Raw genomic sequence first — 19,743 nt, 5'->3', positions numbered from 1 at the left:
GAAGTTAATCAATTTCTAAGTGACGTACTGTATCTGTAATCGTCGAGATGACTGTATGCTCAACCATCGTATTTGCCTGGCGGATTGCACTGTATATTGCTTTGGCATTGGATGAGCCATGTGCCTTAATCACAGGTGCTTGTAAACCAAACAAACCTGCACCACCGTACTCTGTGTAATCCATTTTATTTTTTAGGTCACGCAAATTATTTTTCATAAGTGCTGCCGAAATTTTTGTTTTTGTTGAAGACATGAACGCCTCTTTTAGCATTGAAAATAACGCGCCAGCAGTACCTTCTATCGATTTCAGCACCATATTACCTGTAAAGCCGTCTGTTACAACAACGTCCGCTACCCCTTCAAGTAAATCTCGAGCTTCAACATTACCGATAAAGTTTAAATCTGCTTCTTTTAATAATCCAAAAGCTGCCTTCGTTAAGTCATTTCCTTTTTTATCCTCAGTACCGATATTTAACAAGCCGATACGCGGCTTTTGTAAGCCACCTACCTTTTTCGCATAAATATCGCCCATAATCGCATATTGCAATAAATGCTCAGGTCGTGCATCTGCATTTGCTCCTAAATCAAGCATTAAAAAGCCCTTACCATCTAAAGTAGGAAGTGTAGTGGCTAGAGCAGGTCTAGCAATCCCTTCAATACGTCCTACTTTAAATAAGCCTCCTGCCATTAAAGCACCTGTATTACCTGCTGAAAGACAAGCATCCGCCTTTCCTTCTTCAACTGCATCCATCATTTTTGCCATCGATGAATCCTTTTTACGACGAACAGCGCGTGCTGGATCGTCTGTTCCTTCAACAACTTCATCACAATGTACTACAGTTAATCTATCATGTATTTTTAAAAATGGTTCAAGCTTTTGCTGCTGACCATATAATTGAATTTCTAAATTTGGGATTTGCTCTAATGCTAATAAAGCACCTTCAACAACTGATTTTGGTGCGTTGTCTCCACCCATTCCATCAAGCGCTAATTTCATTGTTATTCACCTTTACCTTTCGTGCGGTACATATCAAATTCACCAACAAAAACTGTTTCACCGTTAACTGTGGACGTTAACTCTACTTTTGTACGATGATTATTTTCATCACGTCCGATAACGATTGCTTTTGTAATAACACGATCTCCAGCTCTAACAGGTTTCACAAAGGTAATGTTAGAATGTACTGTCAATGCTAATTCGTCGTCAATAACTGCTACCGCTAATGAGTTTGCCTGCGCAAACAAATGATGTCCACGTGCGATGCCATTGCGCTGAAAAACATGTTCTTCTTTTACGTCAAAAATAGATAATGCACGATTATCCAATTCAATATCAATTATTTCTCCGATTACTTCATCAATCGGTAGTGATTTTACTTCATTTTCATAGGTTTTCGAAGCAACATCTTTAATTCGTTCTCGTAATTCTGGAATCGCTAATTCCATACGATCTAAACGAATTGTTTGGACACTAACCTGAAACTGTGTTGCTAGCTGTTCATCTGTGACGAATGGATTATCAGCTATCGTTTCGGATAATAGTCGCTGTCGCTCTTTTTTCGTTCGTCTCAACATCATTCGCCACCTTTTTTAGTTGTTATTAGCACTTGGTACTAATATCAGTATATAGAGTATAAAAAAAGAATGCAAGACTTGTTTTCAAAACAAGCTCTCACATTCGAAATTAGATATCAAAGTCAGTTAATCAAAGCGTTCTCCCTGTAAAACTCCTGAATTTTCAAGCATTTCACGTAAATATTTGTACTCATCATCATGCCAAAAAGCATCAGTCTTAATCATATCCGTTGCATCTTTTCTCGCAGTTTCAAGTATCCGATAATCGTGCACTAAATCCGCTACTTTAAAATCAGGCAAACCACTTTGTTTACGACCAAAGAAATCACCTGGTCCACGTAGTTCCAAATCCTTTTCAGCTAGGCGGAAACCATCATTCGTTTCCGTCATCGACTGCATTCGCTCTTTGCCTTCATCAGATTTCGGATCGGCTAGCAACACACAATATGACTGATGTTCGCCTCGTCCAACACGCCCACGCAGCTGATGCAACTGAGCTAAGCCGAAGCGTTCAGCGTCATAAATAATCATAAAAGTTGCATTCGGTACGTTAACCCCAACCTCAACAACTGTTGTTGACACGAGCACATGAATAGTTCCCTCACTAAAGGCTCGCATGACAGCATCTTTCTCATCTGCGGATAAGCGACCATGCATTAATCCGACATTGTAACGCCCATTGAAATATGCTGCAAGCTGCTCATAGATTTCTACTGTATTTTGTACATCCAGCTTGTCTGACTCCTCGATCAGAGGACAAATAGCATAAGCTTGTCTAGCAGCAGCAAGCTCTAATTCCAGCTTTGACATTACAGAGCCAAACTGCTCCTTTTTCATCCAATGTGTTTCAATTTGCTTACGCCCCGCTGGCATTTCATCAATCATCGAAACGTCCATTTCTCCAAATGCTGTAATCGCGAGTGTTCGCGGTATTGGTGTCGCCGTCATAAAGAGCACATCTGGATTTTCTCCTTTATCACGCAATATTCTACGCTGCTCAACACCAAAACGATGCTGTTCATCTGTTATAACAAAACCCAGTTTTAAAAAAACGACATCAGGCTGAATTAGTGCATGCGTACCAATTAAAATATCTATGTCTCCGTTTGCCAGTTCTTCTAAAAGTAAACGACGTTCCTTCGCTTTCGTCGATCCCGATAGTAATGCTACTCGTACACCAAATGGCTCAAACCATTCCTTCAAATTCTCAGCATGCTGTTCAGCTAAAATTTCTGTCGGCGCCATCAACGCTCCCTGAAAACCAGCCGTTACAGCTGCATATAAACATATTGCCGCAACAACGGTTTTCCCCGACCCTACATCACCTTGAAGTAAGCGGTTCATACGATGTGGCTCCTTCAAATCTTTGCAAATCTCATTGACGACGCGTTTTTGAGCACCTGTTAATTCATATGGTAAAGACGCAATAAAGTCACGTAACTTTTGCAAATCAAACTGTATAACTGTACCGTGCTCACTGTCTTTTCGAATTTTACGTAACGCTTGAATACGTAGTTGAAAGTTAAGTAACTCTTCATAGGCAAAGCGTCTTCTAGCCTGTTTTGCATGTCCTGCATCAAGAGGGAAATGAATTCCCTCAAGCCCATCACGCATTGTAGCAAGCTTATAATCCACCCGTAAGCGCTGTGGAATAGCATCTGGTATTTCTGTACCAAACTCGTCTAGCACTTGTCGCATATATTTACGAAAACGTTTTTGCGGAATCAAACCTTTTAGACTATAAACAGGTTCGAAGTCGACCTGGTCTGTCTTAGGACCAAACGTTACAGACGTTCCATTGATAACTTGTCTGCCGCGGTCCCATTTACCCGTAACGGTTATAATAGCCCCAGGTACAAGCTTCTGCTTCAAATAGCCTTGATTAAAAAAAACAACCTTAACTAAATGTCGGCCTGCCAGCACTGTGACTTGCAATCGTGATTTATTGCGACCTAAGAACAATATTGTCGCTTCTCGTTCCACCTTACACTCAACAGTGACACGTTCATTATGTGGTGTTTGTGCCAAATCCTTTAAACGAAAATCCTCATGTCGATGCGGGAACGTCCATAGTAAATCCGCTATCGTCTCGATACCCAATGCCTCTAAATGTCCTGCTGTTTCTTTCCCGATTCCCTTTAAATCAGTAACGGGATTCGTTAAATCAGTCACCTTGCACGACAGCTCCTCCAAAGTTTTTCACCACAAGTACTTTACCTACAATCATTCGTATAACTATACTATTTTTCAGCATATGAGTTTTCCCCTTTCTTACGATTACTCTTAGCTTTCATAATATCGTTGCTTGCGTTTAACACTTTTGAACATACTACGCATTATTATTCTCAATATCATTATATAACTTTTCATTTTCAGTAAGATAGCAATTCAATTGATTAATAATTGATTGATAGTTATCAGGTGTGTAGATTAACCATTTTTATTCGCCCTAGTCAATTAAAAGGCTCTTTATTCTACTACATGCTACTCGTTTCCCGCGGGAAGCTTTGCTCTGAGACGAAAGCGAAGCGACAGGAGCATTCGAGTAGCCCTACGCTACAATCAGTTAAAAATGAGAATATATTAGCAAAATAGCAACAAAAAAATCCTATTATCGCTTAATAATTAACCTATTTTTTTCCTAATCAACACGCCTGGATAGTTATCTCTAAGTGGCGTACATAAGAACCTAAAGAACATAAACTTTTTTACCTTTAGCAAATAAAGAAGCAATACCTCAATGCCTTCTTTTGTGTTTCGAGCTTCAACTAAAGCCCACCGTTTATTGAAATACATAACTTCACAATCTTCAGGTTTTTACTAGTCCGGTTAAATAAATGCATTTATTTTTTCTCAGCATATAATGTTGAAAAAAGGAGTGAAATCACTTGGGATTTTTTCCACCTCAAGGGACAACGAGACCACAATCACCTCCACCAAACGTCAGACCATCAAAACCTTCTGTGTCCTATATTATTGATTGTGTATATCAAAATACTTATGTATGGCTTAGAAACGGGAGAGAATTTTGGTTTTATCCTACTCGTATAGAAATGGGTGAAGTATCTGGATATAGATGGAATGGTGCCTACTGGGCGTTCTACGGATTTGATGAAGGATTGATCGATGCAGTTGCTTGTTACCCTACCCCTACCCTTTACTAAAATTCCAAAATGCTTTTTCTTTTTTATTGGCTGTGATAGGGTTCATCACCAAAAGTAAAAGTAAGAGATGACATTTATTCTAACGTATGCCATGTATATAAGTTGATTGGAGCGTCACAGATGAGACCCTGGAGCGCAAGCGAAGCGGCTCATCGGACGCCCCCCTAAAAAGATCCAGTCGGAACGGAAATCAACCACACGCTATTGTGATGAATCTAGAATAGGGAGTATCACCAAGAAAATATATCCACTTTGCCCAAACTACCCTCTCATACTATTTCACCACTATTCTTTTCATTTTCACCGATAAAACACCTGTCCCATGTAGAACCTCAAAAAAACACGCTCCCTTAGGAAGCGTGTTTAATACTTTTATTTTTGCAATGATTGGATACTCTCTAAATTGCCATTGTCAAATATAGCTTTGCTAATAGCTTTACCTGTTGGTGTTGCAGCAAGGCCTCCACGTGCAGTTTCTTTCAAATTCGGACTCATAGATTGTCCAATTCGATACATCGCACCAATCACTTCATCACATGGGATGCGACTTGTAACCCCTGCAAGTGCCATATCCGCTGCCACAAGTGAATTTGCCGCTCCCATAGCATTTCGCTTAACACAAGGAACCTCTACTAATCCAGCTACTGGGTCACAAACAAGCCCTAGCATATTTTTAAGTGTAATGGCAAATGCTTCTGAACATTGCTGCGGAGTACCACCAGCCATCTCTACAATCGCTGCCGCTGCCATACCAGCAGCTGAGCCAACCTCAGCTTGACAACCTCCAGCAGCACCTGAAATCGAAGCATTATTGGCAACAACGAAGCCGAAAGCACCCGATGTGAATAAATAGCGAATCATTTGTTCACGTGTAGGATTTAGCTTATTTTTCACCGCAAACAGTGTTCCTGGTACAACACCAGCTGAGCCTGCAGTTGGGGTAGCACAAATTGTACCCATAGCCGCATTAACTTCATTTGTTGCAACCGCTTTACTCACAGCGTCTAATAATAAATCCCCTGACAATGAATTGCCTTGCGCAATGTAGTTTTGAAGCAATACTGCGTCACCACCTGTCAAGCCCGTTACAGATTTCACACCATTTAGGCCTCTTTCAACAGCTTCCTCCATCACAGTTAAATTAACGTCCATTTGCTGTATAATTTCTTCTCTTGTGCGTCCAGTTATTAACATTTCCTGCTCAATCATAATTTCAGAAATTAGTTTTCCTTCTTGCTCCGCTCGTTCAACTAGTTCACGAACATTATGAAACAATACGTCCATATTGGGACACCTCCTTAGTTATTAATTTTAGAAACCTTCGAAATATGTGGTATTAAAGAAATTTGTTGTAATACTTTATCCTCGATGTTTTGATCGACTTCTATCACCATAAGGGCAGTTAAACCACGTTCAATACGTGAAACCTCCATATGTCCAATGTTGACTGCATGCATCGCTAAGCAATTTGCCACATTGGCAATACAGCCAGCACGATCATCGTGAACAACAAGGATTGCTGGCATACCACCTGTTAGACGCAGCTTGAAGCCATTAACCTCACTCACTTCAATTTTACCGCCACCGATAGAAATACCAACAACAGACATTTCTCCTTCATCATCGCCAATCACAAGGCGAGCTGTATTCGGATGCTCCATATTTGCTGTTTCTGGGATAAATTCATAATCTAACCCTGCCTTTTCTGCATCGGCAAAAGCTGTTTTAATTCGCTCATCGAATGTATCGTAATTTAATAGGCCCCCTACCAAAGCTACATCTGTTCCATGTCCTTTATACGTTTCAGCAAACGAACCATATAAGTGGATTTTCGCCCACTTTGGTTGTCTTCCAAATAAATCTCTGGCAACGCGCCCAATTCGTGCGGCACCTGCCGTATGCGATGAAGAAGGTCCAATCATCACTGGTCCGATAATATCAAATACTGAAGTAAACTTCATAATAACACCCCTTTATCCTATCCATATAATAATATCGATTTTTTATTTATATCATGCTTGATAGTTACTATAAAAGTAAAGCACTTCTTTATCAACTTTCAGAAAATTTACACGACTATAATTTCACAACGGAAATATTGATTAATTGTTGTCTACTCCGTATACACAATGATTTCAAAATGCCTAAATTCCAGCATTTCCAAGTTCGTTGTCCTCTGGAAACATACATCAGATCATTAATTCTTAGCTGATTTTTAAGTTTATTATCCCCAATTCTCCTTGTACCATAAACAAAAGCAGTACACGGCGTGTGCACTGCTTTCTCTACTTATACGCAAAGTAGATTGAATTATTCTACTGAAATAATATATGGATATAATCCTTGTTTACCATTAAATAACTCTACTTCTACCTCTGGATATTTCTCTTCAATAAATTCCACTAATTCTGAGGCGTTTTCTTCCGTTGTATCCTCACCATAGATGACTGTTACAATTTCTGCATCTTCATCCACTAAATCAGTAATCACCTTCTCAGCAGCATCTTTTAATGCTGGAGTAGATAATACAATTTTACCTTCCGCAAGAGCCATGAAATCATCCTTATGAATTTCCACACCGTCAATAGATGTATCTCGAACTGCATAAGTTACTTGACCTGTTTTAACATTTGCAAAGGCTTCTGTCATTGTTGCTTGGTTCATTTCAACTGCTGCCTCTGGATTAAACGATAGAATCGCTGCCATACCTTGAGGGATTGTTTTCGTTGGAACTACAGCCGCTTCAATATCTAAAAGCTCTACTGCTTGTTCTGCTGCCATGACGATATTTTTGTTATTTGGTAAAATCAATACTTTTTCAGCACCAATTTCTTGTACCGCCTTCACAATATCTTCAGTTGAAGGGTTCATTGTTTGACCGCCTTCAATAACATAAGAGGCACCAATTGAACGAAGTAATTCAGCAACTCCCTCGCCCATTGCAATCGTTACAATTGCATATGGATGCTTTTCTGCTTTTTTGGCTGAAGAAGGTGCTTTATGATCCTCACCAACAATAGCAGAATGCTGTTCACGCATATTGTCGACCTTTATTTTAATAAGACTACCATATTTTTGTCCCATTGCTAAAACAGCGCCTGGTTGCTCAGAATGAATATGCACTTTGGCAATCTCTTCATCTGAAATAACGAGTAAAGAATCACCTAGAGGGTTTAATTCATTGCGGAATTGATCTTCGCTAAATGGCTCTTTTCCTTCTTCAAAACGTACCATGATTTCTGTACAATAACCAAATTCAATATCCGCAGTACTCATGAAATCTTGCGCTCTATGATGTTCCGCATTAATTAAATCATCTAAAGTTGCTTCGTTTTTCACCGGTAATGGCTCGCCCTTTAAGGATGCTAAAAATCCTTCATACACAAATTGGAGGCCCTGACCGCCACTATCTACAACTCCGACTTCTTTTAGAACAGGTAGAAGTTCAGGTGTACGTTCCAACGAAGCCTGTGCTTCAGCAGTAAATGCTTCCATCACCGCAATGATATCGGTTTCAGTTTCTGCCACTTCTACACCTTTTTTCGCCGCTTCTCGTGCAACCGTTAAAATTGTCCCTTCAACCGGCTTCATTACTGCTTTATAGGCAGTTTCTACGCCTGCTTGGAAGGCACCTGCAAAGCCCTTGGCATCAATTGTCGCTTCTTTTTCGATAAATTTACCAAAGCCACGGAATAACTGCGATAAAATAACGCCTGAATTTCCACGTGCTCCCATAAGTAAACCTTTTGATAAGGCTTGGGCTGTTTTGCCGATATGTTCTGAAGCATTAAGCTCCGTTTCCTTTGCCCCAGATGTCATCGATAAGTTCATATTTGTTCCTGTATCACCATCCGGTACTGGAAATACATTTAATGAATCAACATAATTTGCATTTTGGAATAGGTGATGGGCACCCATTTGCACCATTTCAGCAAACTTTATTCCGTCTAAAGACTGCATTCGATTTAGTTCCTCCTCTTAATCATTCGCTACACGAACGCCCTGCACAAAGATATTGACAGATTTCACGCTCATACCTAATGTTTTATCAACTGTATATTTCACTTTCGATTGTACTTGATAAGCAACTTCCGAAATTTTTGTCCCGTAACTAACAATAATGTACATATCAATATGTAAATCGTCGTCCTGTTTTCGAATAACAACACCTTTTGCAAAATTTTCTTTACGTAAAATATCAGTTAGACCATCACGAATTTGATGTTTAGATGCCATGCCAACAATACCGTAGCATTCTACAGCAGCGCCACCAGCTATTTGTGCAAGTACATCTGTTGAAATATCAATTTGGCCGAATTCATTGTTTAATTCAATTGACATAGAAATGCCCCCTTGGCTCTTTTTGACTAAATTATATTGTAACACTTTCGTTACACATTAAGCAACCTTGGAAAGCCTGAAAGCGCACTGTATCAACGTTTTACTGACATTAGAAAGATACATCTTCATCGAAATTTCCACTTTTGCTGTAAAAGTTGTTACGACCTTTTTGTTTTGCTGTTTTCAATGCTTGATCGGCTAATTCACAGCATGTTTTCAATTGCTCGTTATTTGAGATCTTAGCATGACACATCCCGATGCTGACTGCCGCTAAAAAAACATTTGTCTAAATGAAGATGCTTATTTGTCCTATTTTTATCGTTTAAATAATAAAAGATACAAGTAGTCTTTTGCAAAAATGGTAGAAAAATGAGCGGAATTTGATCCACCTTTTAAAAAAGATCAAAAAACCTACCATATTGCTTGGCAGGTTTCGTAGTCAAGAACAAACTTCTATAGCAGGCATTTCACTTCGTTTCATTAGATATTTTCTAAAAAAATAAAAAAGCTGATTCTTTATTATCAAAGATCAGCTTTCATGTTTTTGAAAAACTATTGTGTCAATGAAATGAAGGTGTCATGTTAAAAAATATGATTCTTCGGCAAGCGAGGGGTTGATTTCCATTCCGACTGGGCGCTTTTTTGCTGTCGCTACGCTTTTTATGTCTTAAATTAAAATAGGCTTTTTATAAGCGTATCAATCATCACTGGCATTTCTTTAAATGCGCTATCCACATGTAACCTTTCAGTCTTTTGGTGGGCATCCTTGCCAAAAGGGCCAACGTTTAAAACAGGGCCTTGTAGTGCGGACATTGCTTCAAATGGAATACTGTAAGTGTCTCCCCAAACCGGTGTGTTGCGCTCGAATGCTGTCCATTCATTAGAGTCATCTGAATAATTGACATAGCTCAAATCACAAATACCATTAAAATAGTGAATTTGCTCCACTTCAATATCAAATGTTTTTGCTGTTTTCTTCATTAATTCAATCGATTGAATTACAAGGGGATGATCGGATGAATTGATCGCTGGATAATAAGGTGGTGCATATAATAGCACTGTCGCCGGTGTTAGCTCCTGGCAACGAATCATTAGCTGATCTACGATGCGAATAGATTTCTCCCGATCATCCCATGCACTATTTTCAAGAACTTGACTTTTTATTAAATTTACTTCCTCAGCGCCTAATTTCTTGATCGCATGCTCTAAAAGTGCCTCATATCGAAGTACTTTTACTTCACCTACGCCATGTACCTTTTCTCTTTCACAAATTCGCTTATATTGTTCATTACAAGCTGCCATAGCTTCTATTGCAACTTGTTCAAAAATATCCATTACTTCCGATGCTGTGCGCTTTAATAAAAACACATTATAAAGGGCTGCTGCACGATATGGTGTTTGTGTAGAATACTCCATTTTCAAATCTTTTAATTGTAAGGATACAGGTAATGGTGTACTTTCACCAAGGTCTGTTTCACGGAATATTGGATTCCACTCCATATGTTGTGTCATGTATGAAGCAATAAAATTTGCTGTCATTCCTTTTAATGGCTCACCTACATGTGTCTCTTTTCCGTAAAATAAGGTAGCAGGCATAATTTTACCGATCGTTCCTGAATAAATATATTCATTGGTATCAGCTGGGCCTTGTGAAAAAGAAGGCTCACTATTTAAAAATAGTTTATAAGATAATCCATACTGTTCACGAAGTCTTACAAGCTCAACAACTGCTGCACGCATTCCAGCAGAGTTCACTTCTTCATCTGGCACAGCCGTTAAAATAAGATTGATTGGCCATTCTTCGATACTTGCCTTTTCAATCAACTGCATATGCAAAGCTAGCCCCATTTTCATATCCATCGTACCACGTCCAAATAAATAGTTACCTGATTCTAAATCAATCCTTGCCGCTTCAGGTAAATCCTTTTTGTATTTAGGTTCCATTAGCTTTTTTGTCAACTCTTCAGGGAAGAAAGCTAATGGTTCCAGTTCACCATATTCTTCAGTATGGACAGTATCAAAATGACTAATTAGCACAACCGTTTCTGTTGCAGATGGGTGCTTATACAAGGCAGTCACAGCATTGCGTTCAAGGCCCGCATCATGTAATTCAATAAATTCCGGATTTTCCTGAAAATAAGAAAGCGTTTGCAATTTATTTTTTAGTTTATAGGCAAATTCAAGTTCACCTTTTGTTAATGTCCTACTTTCCCAACTGACAATTTCACATAATAATGCACGTAGTTTTTCAGGTGTATTCCAAAGATAATCATTCATAAAAATTCTCCTTTATCCGATCTTCAACACCGAATACATATCAATGTATATCAAGTGATTCCTCATTTTTCATTTTAACCTCAGAAGAAACTATATTTGTTTTACTCAATTTTACTTTATAGAAAATCATGCAAGCAATAAAGAATCCAATACCATATAGTAAACCAACTCTTTGTGTTGGATCGAATGCTAAAAAGACAAGAATTAGCGTACAAAAACTAATACAGAACACTGGAATCAATGGATAAAATGGCGTCTTAAATTTCAATTCAGCCATATCCCCTCCTGCTTTCACATAACGATATCGGAACATCAATTGAGATGCGCAAATTCCCATCCATGAAATTGTTACAGAAATTCCGGCAATAGACATGAGTAAAACAAATACTGCATCTGCTTCCATCACGCTCGTTAATAAAGAAAGCAGCGAGAAAAGCATCGTGAAAATGAGTGCATTTAATGGCACTTTATTTTTCGTTAGTCGTCCGAATAATTTAGGAGCCATGCCCTCTTTTGACATCGACCATAATAAACGTGTTGAAGCATATAGACATGAGTTACCTACTGATAATATCGCTGTTAAAATAACAAAGTTCATGATGCCAGCAGCATATGGAACGCCAGCTAAATTCATCAATGTAACAAATGGGCTTTCCAGTAATCCAAGCTCCGATGAAGGGAATATGGCAGATAAAACAATAATAGAAGCAATATAAAAAACTATTATTCTAAAAAGAATTGTCTTTATTGCCCGAGGAATATTTTTCTCTGGATTTTCAGTTTCTCCTGCTGCAATACCGACAAGTTCAGAACCTTGATAAGAAAAGATAACATTCATCATTGTGACAAATATAATTGCAATACCTGCTGGGAATAAACCAGACGGTGCTAAATTCGTAAAATGTGGTGTTGGACGATCAGCTAACGGAATCAATCCAAAGATTGCTGCCACCCCTATTACGATAAATGCAATCACTGCAATGACTTTAATGCTTGCAAACCAGAATTCTGCTTCTGCAAAGCCCTTAGTTGTTAATGCATTTAAAGTAAATAACAAGACCATAAATACGGCACACCATATCCATATAGGGACATGCGGAAACCAATGTTGCATCAAAATGCCCGCTGCAGTAAATTCTACCCCTGCTGTGGCAGCTGACCCAACAAAATACATCCATCCTAAAGAAAATCCTGCTGAAGGACTAATAAATCGTGTTGCATAGGTTTGGAAAGAACCAGTAACAGGCATGTAAACAGCTAATTCTCCAAGACAATTCATTACCATGTACAATATTAAGCCACCAAATAAATAACCAATTAATGCTCCTCCAGGACCTGCCTGATTAATTGTGTAGCCAACATTTAAAAATAGTCCTGTTCCAATAACTCCACCGAGCGATAGCATTAATAAATGACGACTCTTCATTGAACGGTTTAATTGATTATCTTGCCGTTGTTCCCCTTTACTCACATCCATCCCCACTCTCTAGTTGTTATTAATATATCAAAAATTCTGATATTACTTTTACTAAAGTACCCAATCAATTTATCTCCTATAAATTGATTGGGTACTGAAAATCAAGCCTCGGCATAGTCGTTGCCACAGGACGTGGCGTTCTTAGACTGAGTTCCTCAATTTCAGCGGATATTTGGAAACCCGCTGAAAGAAGTTAAAAACGTAATGACAAGCAGCTTAGCCCACCATCATGTTTCCTAAATTCAGACATTTCAAGCTCAATTGTTTGGTAGCCTAAATCATTTAATTTACGATTTGTTTCTGGATAACCAGCTGGAATAATGACATAATCATTTACTTGAATACAGTTTGCTGAATACTCATCCTCTTTTGGAATAATAATTTTTTCATAGGTTTCGAATGCAGGGTGTTCGATAAACTCTCCTGCTACCACCATACGATTTTCGCCAACATACGCGATGCCTGTTTTTAAATGGAAAAATTCCTTTAATGGAATAATCGTTGCCTCATAGCCTTCTTTTTCAACGATTTCTTTGAATTGTTGAGCTCCTTCTTCATTAGTACGATCAGAGATGCCGACATAAAATTTCTTTTCTGCCTGTAATACATCTCCGCCATCAAGTGTTCCTGGACCTTCGATATAATATAATTTTCCGTAGAACTTTTTAACAGCTGGTTCGATTTCTTCAATCTCACGATTACGAGCTTCTGCCCCTGGATTTGAAATAATGGCAAATTCAGGTGTTAAAACAGCTGTATCCTCTACGAATGTTGAATCTGGGAAGGCTTCATTTGCTGGAAGCTGTGTAACCTCTACGCCACATCTCTTTAAAGCTTCAACATATTTTTCATGCTGCTCAAATAATACTTCTAAAATTGGTTTTCCTAAGTCACTTGTCGTTAAACCATTTACATAACTATTCCCTGGATTTTTTACAATAACGTTTTTAAACATTTAACTTCGTCTCCTTTTATCCTCTTATGACTGGGCAAGTTAGACATGTTGGTCCACCTGTCCCTTTTACCGTAATTTCATTTCCTTTATATTCATAAACTGTTACGCCTGCATTAAGTAATTGTTGTTTTGTAATTGGATTTCCATTTGGAACAAGACATACTCTAGGTGCAAGTGCTAAAACGTTACAGCCTAACGCATCATACTCATCTTTCGGGACTTCAATTAATTGAATACCTCGCTCGATTAGAAGCTGTCGAAAAAAAACTGGCATTAATGGTGAATGTACAACCGCTAAATCCTTGTCAACCATACTAATGAAGGACATTAAGTGTAAACATTCTGCTTCACCTAAATCGTGCGGTAGCTGTACTACAATGAATTCATCGACAATATCCGCAGTCATGTCCTTTAGCTGACGAATAGCTTCATCATTCGTTCGATAGCCTCGACCTACAACAAGTGTACGATCATCAAGCCAAACAATATCTCCACCATCTGATACAGCCTCTCCAGTCAATTCTCCGATAACTGGAATACCCTTTTCTTGTAAAAATGCTTTATAAACAGCGGCTTCTGGCTGTCTTAATTTTTTACCAGATTTTAAGATAATGGCACCATTTGGTGTGAATTTTACAGGGTCATGCGCATACAACGAATCTAACCCTACTTCATCTGATTCTGGTAAAAAATCAATTTTTTCAACATACTTTTCTAGAATACTCATAAATTCAGCATATTCTGTAAGTGCCTCATCATAGTTAGGCTCTGATAAGTAGTTAAATGTTTTCCATTCATCGCTAAGATGCTCTTGGTTTCGGAACGCATCTTTTGGATGTTTTACTATTACGTGTTTCAAAGGTGCATACATTGACGAACAATAATGCATTCCCTTCACCTCCTTTTCCGTGTAGTGGAAAACGTTTCCGCATAGAGGAAAGTTTATATGAAAAATATATGTGTTTTAAGGTATACTGTCAATATATTTAGAAAAATTTCTATATTCATTCTTTTCGAGGTGAGAAGCGTAACGAAATAGATATCCACGATTATGTAGCTAGACTTAGACAAAGAATAAAAATAAAATAAATGAAGGAGAGGTGGGACATGAATGCAATTATTAGAACGAGCTATGACAATCGCTAAAGTTTTGGCCTCTGAAGCAAGTGAAAATAGCTTGTCCATTTCAGAGCTTTCGGCAAAATGCAATTTACCACTTAGTACATTACATAGAATTTTAAAAGCGATGATCAAGGAAGGAATGATTGAACAAGACGATCAAACTAAACAATATCGACTCGGAACAATTTGGATGGAACTCGGCTTACAAGTGTATGATACGATGGACTACATTAGTAAAATTAGGCCCGAATTAGAGCGTTTAACAAGAGAAGTCGAGGAAAGCGTCTATTTAAGTAAGCCCGCTGGTTTAGATACAATTATTATCGAAAGAATAGACAGTGCAGCTAATCCCATTCGTATTTATGATCAGCTAGGTATTCGTATACCGTTGCATATTGGAGCTGCAAATAAAGCCATTTTAGCGACAATGCCCGTTTCTCAAGCAAAGGAAATTATTGAACAGCTTATTCCTCATGAAGAAATCGCTGAATTAGAGGCACAGCTTGAACAAATAAGACTACAAGGATTTGCCATTAGTCATGGGGAAAGAACTGCAGGAACATCTTCAATTGCAGTCTCCATTTTAAATGGTTTCAATGAAGTAGTCGGTGCAGTAAGTATAGGTTTTGTTAGCTTTAACGTTTCAGCAGAACATATTAATACCCTTACAGAGCGCTTAGTGGAAACTGGGAAACGTGTTTCTATGAAGCTTGGTTACCGAGGAAAATAATATTGCAGGCGTGTTGAATGGGAAAAAACAACTTTATTATAAAGCGATAAAAGGATTTTTTATTGCTATTTCGCTAATATTTTCCTATTTCAACTGATTGTAGCGTAAGGCACACGAGTGCTCCTATCGCTTCGCTTTCGTCGTAGAACAAAGCTTCCCGCGGGAAAGCGAGACAGACGAGACCATGCACGAAGCGGATGTTTTCTGCGCGAAAGCGAAGCAGCAGCAATACTTTATTATCTGCGCGAAAGCGAAGCGGCAGCGACAAATGTTTTCTGTGCGAAAGCGTAGCGTCAGCAACAAATGTTTTCTGTGCGAAAGCGTAGCGTCAGCAACAAATGTTTTCTGTGCGAAAGCGTAGCGTCAGTAACAAAGCGAGTAGCCCGTAACGGAATCCAGAGCCTTCTAATTAATCAGAGTGGATAAAAATGGTTAATCAACACATCTTATAATACTGAAACTTTTTATTAGCCTATATCTGCTGTATCTAGAAATTGATTCCCTCTTATCTGACAATTATTTATGTCTGTAAAGGTTTTTTTCTTGAAAGGTTATGTGAAAACTGTTGCACTGAACGTCATCGTATGTTAAATTATTATGGTATGTGAAATACCGAACTGAAATAATAATCTTTCAGCATTAACAGTAAGGAGGGAATACAACATGCCAAAACAATGTGTAATCACTGGACGTAAAGCTCGTACTGGTAACAACCGTTCCCACGCTATGAACGCTAACAAACGTACTTGGGGTGCTAACCTTCAAAAAGTTCGTATCTTAGTAAACGGTAAACCAAAACGTGTATGGGTTTCTGCACGTGCATTAAAATCAGGTAAAATTGAGCGCGTTTAATCGTTGCTTCCAAAAAATCGATTTCGCATTTGGCGCAAATCGATTTTTTTCTTTCTTAATTAACTGGGCAAACTACCAACCGCCTTTGTGAATATTTATATAAAAGTAGATTTTGTATTTAATCATTCGTTCTAGTGAGTGACCTTAAATACAATGAAATGACTAAGCCGCTAGTAATTCCGTCTCATTGTAATTACTAGCGGCTTTCTTTACATATAACAGCCTCAATTCAGCATAACAATCGCCTTTTATCTATAAAAACCGCAGTTACATGGCTCTCCGGCAAAACAAAGGGTTGATTTCCGTTCCGACTGGGCGCTTTGTAGCTGTCGCTTTGCTTTCGCTACAGATAAAACATTTGCCGCTGACGCTTCGCTTTCGCGCAGAGCAGAGCTTCCTGGGGGCGTCCGATGAGCCGCTTCGCTTCGCTGCAGGGTCTCGGGCCAACACGATGTTGGTCACGAAGGCGTTATCACAGGATGTGATGCTTTTAGCCTTCGTTCCTCTATCGCTGATCCCCGAGGAGTCGCCCAGTCTCCACTCCAATCAACCACTTCTCATAGTATGTACCCCTTTCGTGAAAGCGTAGTGTTAACGTAGCGTCAGCAAGATCAGGTGTACAATAGCATTATTGTTATAAGTTTCTTCTGTTTGATTATGTTGAGTAGCCATAGCGTTCACTTTTGAAATACATAAAATTAATAAAAGTTCTAAGCTATCGCTGATTGGAGTGGAAGGCTACTCGACTCCCGTGGGAAAGCGAGACAGGCGAGACCCTGCACGGAGCGCAGCGGAGGAAGCGGCTCGACGCTCGCCCACAGGAAAGCGAGTAGCCTGGAACGGAAATCACCCACCACAATATTCACAAAGAATTCCTTGGCCATTTTGTTTTTCAACACTAAAAGAAAAATCCGACTAGTGTTAGTCGGATTTTTTTACTTTCTTTTCTTTTTTAAACATGTTGATACACGTACGCGTAATACTACTTACAAATTTAGGTAGCTGGAACGTATATACTTTCAGGACTCTCTCCCCCTTACGCTAATCTATGCTTCTTATCATTAAACATATGCCTTGCGAGAAAGATATAGACCCTGAATTGCCTATTATTTCATTACTTGTAAACCGAGATGTACCAAGAGAGATTTCTTCATTTGTTGTTTCATACTTTACTTGCCTTAATGTCACATCTTTAATAGGCTCTTCATGTGCAAAGAAAGACAGATAACGGTATTGCTCGTTTGCTTCAATGATGTGTGTGCCTGGCATTAAAAATTGCAACATATTTGCATGATTAATAATCTTCAATACTATTTGTGGATGCTCTGTTTGTAAACGATAAATCGAACGAGCTGCTGCCTCATAATGATCTAAACGTCCACCTGTAACACCTGTAAGTACAATTTCTAGCGGTGTATAGGTCAAGGCTTTTAATAACGCTAAGTCTGTGTCTGTTTCGTCTTTTTCTTCCTGGAATCGTTGTCTATCATTTGTATGTGCCATCACCAGCTCATATTCCTCTTGCGATAGTGAGTCAAAATCTCCTACTATGGCATGTGGTGTGATTCCTTGCTCGATTAAATATAGCGCTCCTCGGTCTGCTCCGATAAATAACACATCACTTTGCTTTTTATACGGACTAAATGAACAGAGTTCCTCTCTTGGTCCACCTGCACAAACAACGACTACTGTCATCCTTGAATCGCTGCCTCACCAGCAGCTAAAATTTCCTGTAAAGCTGCTGAACGATCTTCTTTACTATAAATTGCTGAACCAGCTACAAAAATTGTTGCACCTGCTTTTGCACAAGGAATAATTGTCTCTGCATTAATACCACCGTCGATCTCTATAGCAATATCGAGATTACGTTCTTTAATAATTGTTGCTAATGCTTCAATTTTTGGCACAACAGAATGAATGAATTTTTGTCCACCAAATCCTGGATTCACTGTCATAAACAACACCATATCAATATCCTCTAATATATGTTGAATAGATTCAATTGGTGTATGTGGATTTAATACAACACCAGGTTTTACTCCATATGAACGAATTAATTGGATTGTACGGTGTAAATGGCGGCAAGCTTCTACATGCACCGTAATATAGTCTGCTCCTGCTTTGGCGAATTGTTCAATATACTGATCAGGATTTTCGATCATTAAATGAACGTCTAGCGGTAAATCCGTTAATGGACGGATTGCATCTAATACGATAGAACCAAAAGAAATATTTGGCACAAAATGACCATCCATAACATCGATATGAATAAGCTGTGCCCCCGCCTTTTCTACTTCCTTTACTTCTTCTCCTAATTTAGCAAAGTTAGCTGCTAAAATTGATGGTGCTATTTGTATCATCATTAATACCTCGGCTTTCGATCCATAATTTCTTGCATAAATTGTTCGTAGTGTTTATAACGATAGTCACGAATTTCTCCCGCTCCTACCGCTGCCTTAACTGCACATTTAGGTTCCTTTAAGTGTAAACAACCTCTAAATTTACAATCATCTGCAATACGGGCCATTTCAGGGAAGCACGCACCTAATTCTTCTTTTTCTATTTCATCAAAATCAAATGAACTAAATCCTGGAGTATCCGCTAATAAGCCGTCACATACCTCGATTAATTCAACGTGGCGAGTTGTATGTTTCCCACGTCCTAAGCTTTGTGAAATAATTCCGGTTTTTAAATTTAAATCTGGAATCAAAGTATTTAGTAGTGTGGATTTCCCAACTCCGGATTGCCCTGCTAATACAGAAGTCTTTTCCTTTAAAATCGGATTTAGACGATCAACTAATTCTTCTTCATCCTTATAGGTTTGTAACACGGTATAACCCATGCTTTCATAATCTGCTATATAGCCTTGCAATTCCTCACGTTCATGGTCTTCTAGCAAATCCATCTTTGTTAAACAAATAATCGGATGAACATGAAATGACTCTAAAACAACCAAGAAACGATCCAGTAAAATTGTATTAAAATTAGGTTCTTTGACAGAAAACACTAAAATACCTTGATCAATATTGGCAATTGGAGGACGTACTAATTCATTTTGACGTTCCATAATTTTTTGGATAGTACCGTCCGATCCTTCTGTTTCCAGAGTATATTCTACCATGTCGCCAACGAGTGGGGATTCCCCGCGATTGCGAAATACCCCACGTCCTCGACATTGTACTAGTTGTTCTCCATCGTATACATAGTAATAACCGCTTAATGCTTTACGAATTTGGCCTTGCGCCATCCA

General features: G+C 38.7%; 19 protein-coding genes. 3 read left to right on the top strand and 16 right to left on the bottom strand.

The features are described 5' to 3' along the window. Positions 1-4 precede the first annotated feature (4 nt). The 3 genes from plsX to recG all read right to left on the bottom strand — a co-directional run bounded on the left by plsX (position 5) and on the right by recG (position 3,747). Positions 5-997 (bottom strand): phosphate acyltransferase PlsX, encoded by a 993-nt coding sequence (gene plsX / locus ACQKMV_RS02760; RefSeq protein WP_427502267.1) that lies wholly within the window; start codon positions 995-997, stop codon positions 5-7. Between the two features lie 2 nt (positions 998-999). After that, positions 1,000-1,572: a transcription factor FapR gene (gene fapR, locus ACQKMV_RS02755; protein WP_427502266.1), complete on the bottom strand. Its 573-nt coding sequence runs from the start codon at positions 1,570-1,572 to the stop codon at positions 1,000-1,002. A gap of 129 nt (positions 1,573-1,701) precedes the next feature. Beyond that, positions 1,702-3,747 carry an ATP-dependent DNA helicase RecG gene (recG, locus tag ACQKMV_RS02750; protein ID WP_427502265.1) on the bottom strand — a complete coding sequence of 682 codons (2,046 nt, stop codon included), beginning with the start codon at positions 3,745-3,747 and terminating at the stop codon, positions 1,702-1,704. A 716-nt stretch (positions 3,748-4,463) separates the two neighbouring features. Here recG and ACQKMV_RS02745 point away from each other — a divergent pair. Further along, positions 4,464-4,739 carry a transporter gene (locus ACQKMV_RS02745; protein WP_427502264.1) on the top strand — a complete coding sequence of 92 codons (276 nt, stop codon included), beginning with the start codon at positions 4,464-4,466 and terminating at the stop codon, positions 4,737-4,739. Between the two features lie 372 nt (positions 4,740-5,111). Here the strand turns inward: ACQKMV_RS02745 and sdaAA are convergent, their stop codons facing one another. The 9 genes from sdaAA to ACQKMV_RS02700 form a co-directional block, all read right to left on the bottom strand. Then, the gene (gene sdaAA, locus ACQKMV_RS02740) at positions 5,112-6,023 is read right to left on the bottom strand and encodes an L-serine ammonia-lyase, iron-sulfur-dependent, subunit alpha (RefSeq protein WP_427502263.1); all 912 of its coding nucleotides are present in this window, start codon (positions 6,021-6,023) and stop codon (positions 5,112-5,114) included. A 14-nt stretch (positions 6,024-6,037) separates the two neighbouring features. Then, positions 6,038-6,700 carry an L-serine ammonia-lyase, iron-sulfur-dependent subunit beta gene (gene sdaAB, locus ACQKMV_RS02735; RefSeq protein WP_053483331.1) on the bottom strand — a complete coding sequence of 221 codons (663 nt, stop codon included), beginning with the start codon at positions 6,698-6,700 and terminating at the stop codon, positions 6,038-6,040. 349 nt (positions 6,701-7,049) lie between these two features. Continuing rightward, entirely contained in the window at positions 7,050-8,699 is a 1,650-nt protein-coding gene (locus ACQKMV_RS02730) for a DAK2 domain-containing protein (RefSeq protein ID WP_427502262.1), read from the bottom strand. An 18-nt stretch (positions 8,700-8,717) separates the two neighbouring features. Then, positions 8,718-9,080 carry an Asp23/Gls24 family envelope stress response protein gene (locus ACQKMV_RS02725; protein ID WP_053594173.1) on the bottom strand — a complete coding sequence of 121 codons (363 nt, stop codon included), beginning with the start codon at positions 9,078-9,080 and terminating at the stop codon, positions 8,718-8,720. Positions 9,081-9,189: 109 nt separating this feature from the next. Further along, positions 9,190-9,339 carry a hypothetical protein gene (locus tag ACQKMV_RS02720; RefSeq protein WP_427502495.1) on the bottom strand — a complete coding sequence of 50 codons (150 nt, stop codon included), beginning with the start codon at positions 9,337-9,339 and terminating at the stop codon, positions 9,190-9,192. Positions 9,340-9,752: 413 nt separating this feature from the next. Next, positions 9,753-11,357, bottom strand: a complete 1,605-nt coding sequence (locus ACQKMV_RS02715) for a M20/M25/M40 family metallo-hydrolase (RefSeq protein ID WP_427502261.1) — start codon at positions 11,355-11,357, stop codon at positions 9,753-9,755. Between the two features lie 40 nt (positions 11,358-11,397). Continuing rightward, positions 11,398-12,834, bottom strand: a complete 1,437-nt coding sequence (locus ACQKMV_RS02710) for an amino acid permease (protein ID WP_427502260.1) — start codon at positions 12,832-12,834, stop codon at positions 11,398-11,400. A 193-nt stretch (positions 12,835-13,027) separates the two neighbouring features. Further along, positions 13,028-13,789 (bottom strand): dimethylarginine dimethylaminohydrolase family protein, encoded by a 762-nt coding sequence (locus ACQKMV_RS02705; RefSeq protein ID WP_427502259.1) that lies wholly within the window; start codon positions 13,787-13,789, stop codon positions 13,028-13,030. A 16-nt stretch (positions 13,790-13,805) separates the two neighbouring features. After that, positions 13,806-14,678: a dimethylarginine dimethylaminohydrolase family protein gene (locus ACQKMV_RS02700; RefSeq protein WP_427502258.1), complete on the bottom strand. Its 873-nt coding sequence runs from the start codon at positions 14,676-14,678 to the stop codon at positions 13,806-13,808. 222 nt (positions 14,679-14,900) lie between these two features. Between ACQKMV_RS02700 and ACQKMV_RS02695 the strand changes: the two genes are divergently transcribed. Beyond that, positions 14,901-15,641 carry an IclR family transcriptional regulator gene (locus tag ACQKMV_RS02695; RefSeq protein ID WP_427502257.1) on the top strand — a complete coding sequence of 247 codons (741 nt, stop codon included), beginning with the start codon at positions 14,901-14,903 and terminating at the stop codon, positions 15,639-15,641. A 663-nt stretch (positions 15,642-16,304) separates the two neighbouring features. Beyond that, on the top strand, positions 16,305-16,493 hold the full coding sequence (rpmB, locus tag ACQKMV_RS02690) for a 50S ribosomal protein L28 (RefSeq protein WP_024362078.1): 189 nt from the start codon (positions 16,305-16,307) through the stop codon (positions 16,491-16,493). A 921-nt stretch (positions 16,494-17,414) separates the two neighbouring features. Here the strand turns inward: rpmB and spoVM are convergent. The 4 genes from spoVM to rsgA are packed head-to-tail and all read right to left on the bottom strand — an operon-like array spanning position 17,415 to position 19,740. Continuing rightward, positions 17,415-17,516: a stage V sporulation protein SpoVM gene (gene spoVM / locus ACQKMV_RS02685; protein WP_156304606.1), complete on the bottom strand. Its 102-nt coding sequence runs from the start codon at positions 17,514-17,516 to the stop codon at positions 17,415-17,417. 18 nt (positions 17,517-17,534) lie between these two features. Beyond that, positions 17,535-18,188 carry a thiamine diphosphokinase gene (locus tag ACQKMV_RS02680; protein WP_427502256.1) on the bottom strand — a complete coding sequence of 218 codons (654 nt, stop codon included), beginning with the start codon at positions 18,186-18,188 and terminating at the stop codon, positions 17,535-17,537. Then, a complete protein-coding gene (gene rpe / locus ACQKMV_RS02675; RefSeq protein ID WP_387081476.1) occupies positions 18,185-18,853 on the bottom strand; it encodes a ribulose-phosphate 3-epimerase in 669 nt (222 codons plus the stop codon). Before rpe ends, ACQKMV_RS02680 begins: the two co-directional genes overlap by 4 nt. 2 nt (positions 18,854-18,855) lie before the next feature. Further along, the gene (rsgA, locus tag ACQKMV_RS02670) at positions 18,856-19,740 is read right to left on the bottom strand and encodes a ribosome small subunit-dependent GTPase A (RefSeq protein ID WP_427502255.1); all 885 of its coding nucleotides are present in this window, start codon (positions 19,738-19,740) and stop codon (positions 18,856-18,858) included. Positions 19,741-19,743: the final 3 nt, after the last annotated feature.

This window comes from Lysinibacillus sp. NPDC094403, from assembly GCF_050278745.1.
Taxonomy (GTDB): Bacteria; Bacillota; Bacilli; order Bacillales_A; family Planococcaceae; genus Lysinibacillus.
Note: the sequence above shows the minus strand (reverse complement) of the source record. Positions and strands in the feature narration are given on the sequence as shown.

Excerpts from the sequence above, each read along its gene's own strand:
- plsX (WP_427502267.1), bottom strand. The coding sequence starts at position 997 with ATGAAATTAGCGCTTGATGGAATGGGTGGAGACAACGCACCAAAATCA.
- sdaAA (WP_427502263.1), bottom strand. The coding sequence starts at position 6,023 with ATGGACGTATTGTTTCATAATGTTCGTGAACTAGTTGAACGAGCGGAG.
- sdaAB (WP_053483331.1), bottom strand. The coding sequence starts at position 6,700 with ATGAAGTTTACTTCAGTATTTGATATTATCGGACCAGTGATGATTGGA.
- ACQKMV_RS02730 (WP_427502262.1), bottom strand. The coding sequence starts at position 8,699 with ATGCAGTCTTTAGACGGAATAAAGTTTGCTGAAATGGTGCAAATGGGT.
- ACQKMV_RS02725 (WP_053594173.1), bottom strand. The coding sequence starts at position 9,080 with ATGTCAATTGAATTAAACAATGAATTCGGCCAAATTGATATTTCAACA.
- ACQKMV_RS02715 (WP_427502261.1), bottom strand. The coding sequence starts at position 11,357 with ATGAATGATTATCTTTGGAATACACCTGAAAAACTACGTGCATTATTA.
- ACQKMV_RS02710 (WP_427502260.1), bottom strand. The coding sequence starts at position 12,834 with ATGGATGTGAGTAAAGGGGAACAACGGCAAGATAATCAATTAAACCGT.
- ACQKMV_RS02705 (WP_427502259.1), bottom strand. The coding sequence starts at position 13,789 with ATGTTTAAAAACGTTATTGTAAAAAATCCAGGGAATAGTTATGTAAAT.
- ACQKMV_RS02700 (WP_427502258.1), bottom strand. The coding sequence starts at position 14,678 with ATGCATTATTGTTCGTCAATGTATGCACCTTTGAAACACGTAATAGTA.
- ACQKMV_RS02695 (WP_427502257.1), top strand. The coding sequence starts at position 14,901 with ATGCAATTATTAGAACGAGCTATGACAATCGCTAAAGTTTTGGCCTCT.
- rpmB (WP_024362078.1), top strand. The coding sequence starts at position 16,305 with ATGCCAAAACAATGTGTAATCACTGGACGTAAAGCTCGTACTGGTAAC.
- ACQKMV_RS02680 (WP_427502256.1), bottom strand. The coding sequence starts at position 18,188 with ATGACAGTAGTCGTTGTTTGTGCAGGTGGACCAAGAGAGGAACTCTGT.
- rpe (WP_387081476.1), bottom strand. The coding sequence starts at position 18,853 with ATGATACAAATAGCACCATCAATTTTAGCAGCTAACTTTGCTAAATTA.
- rsgA (WP_427502255.1), bottom strand. The coding sequence starts at position 19,740 with ATGGCGCAAGGCCAAATTCGTAAAGCATTAAGCGGTTATTACTATGTA.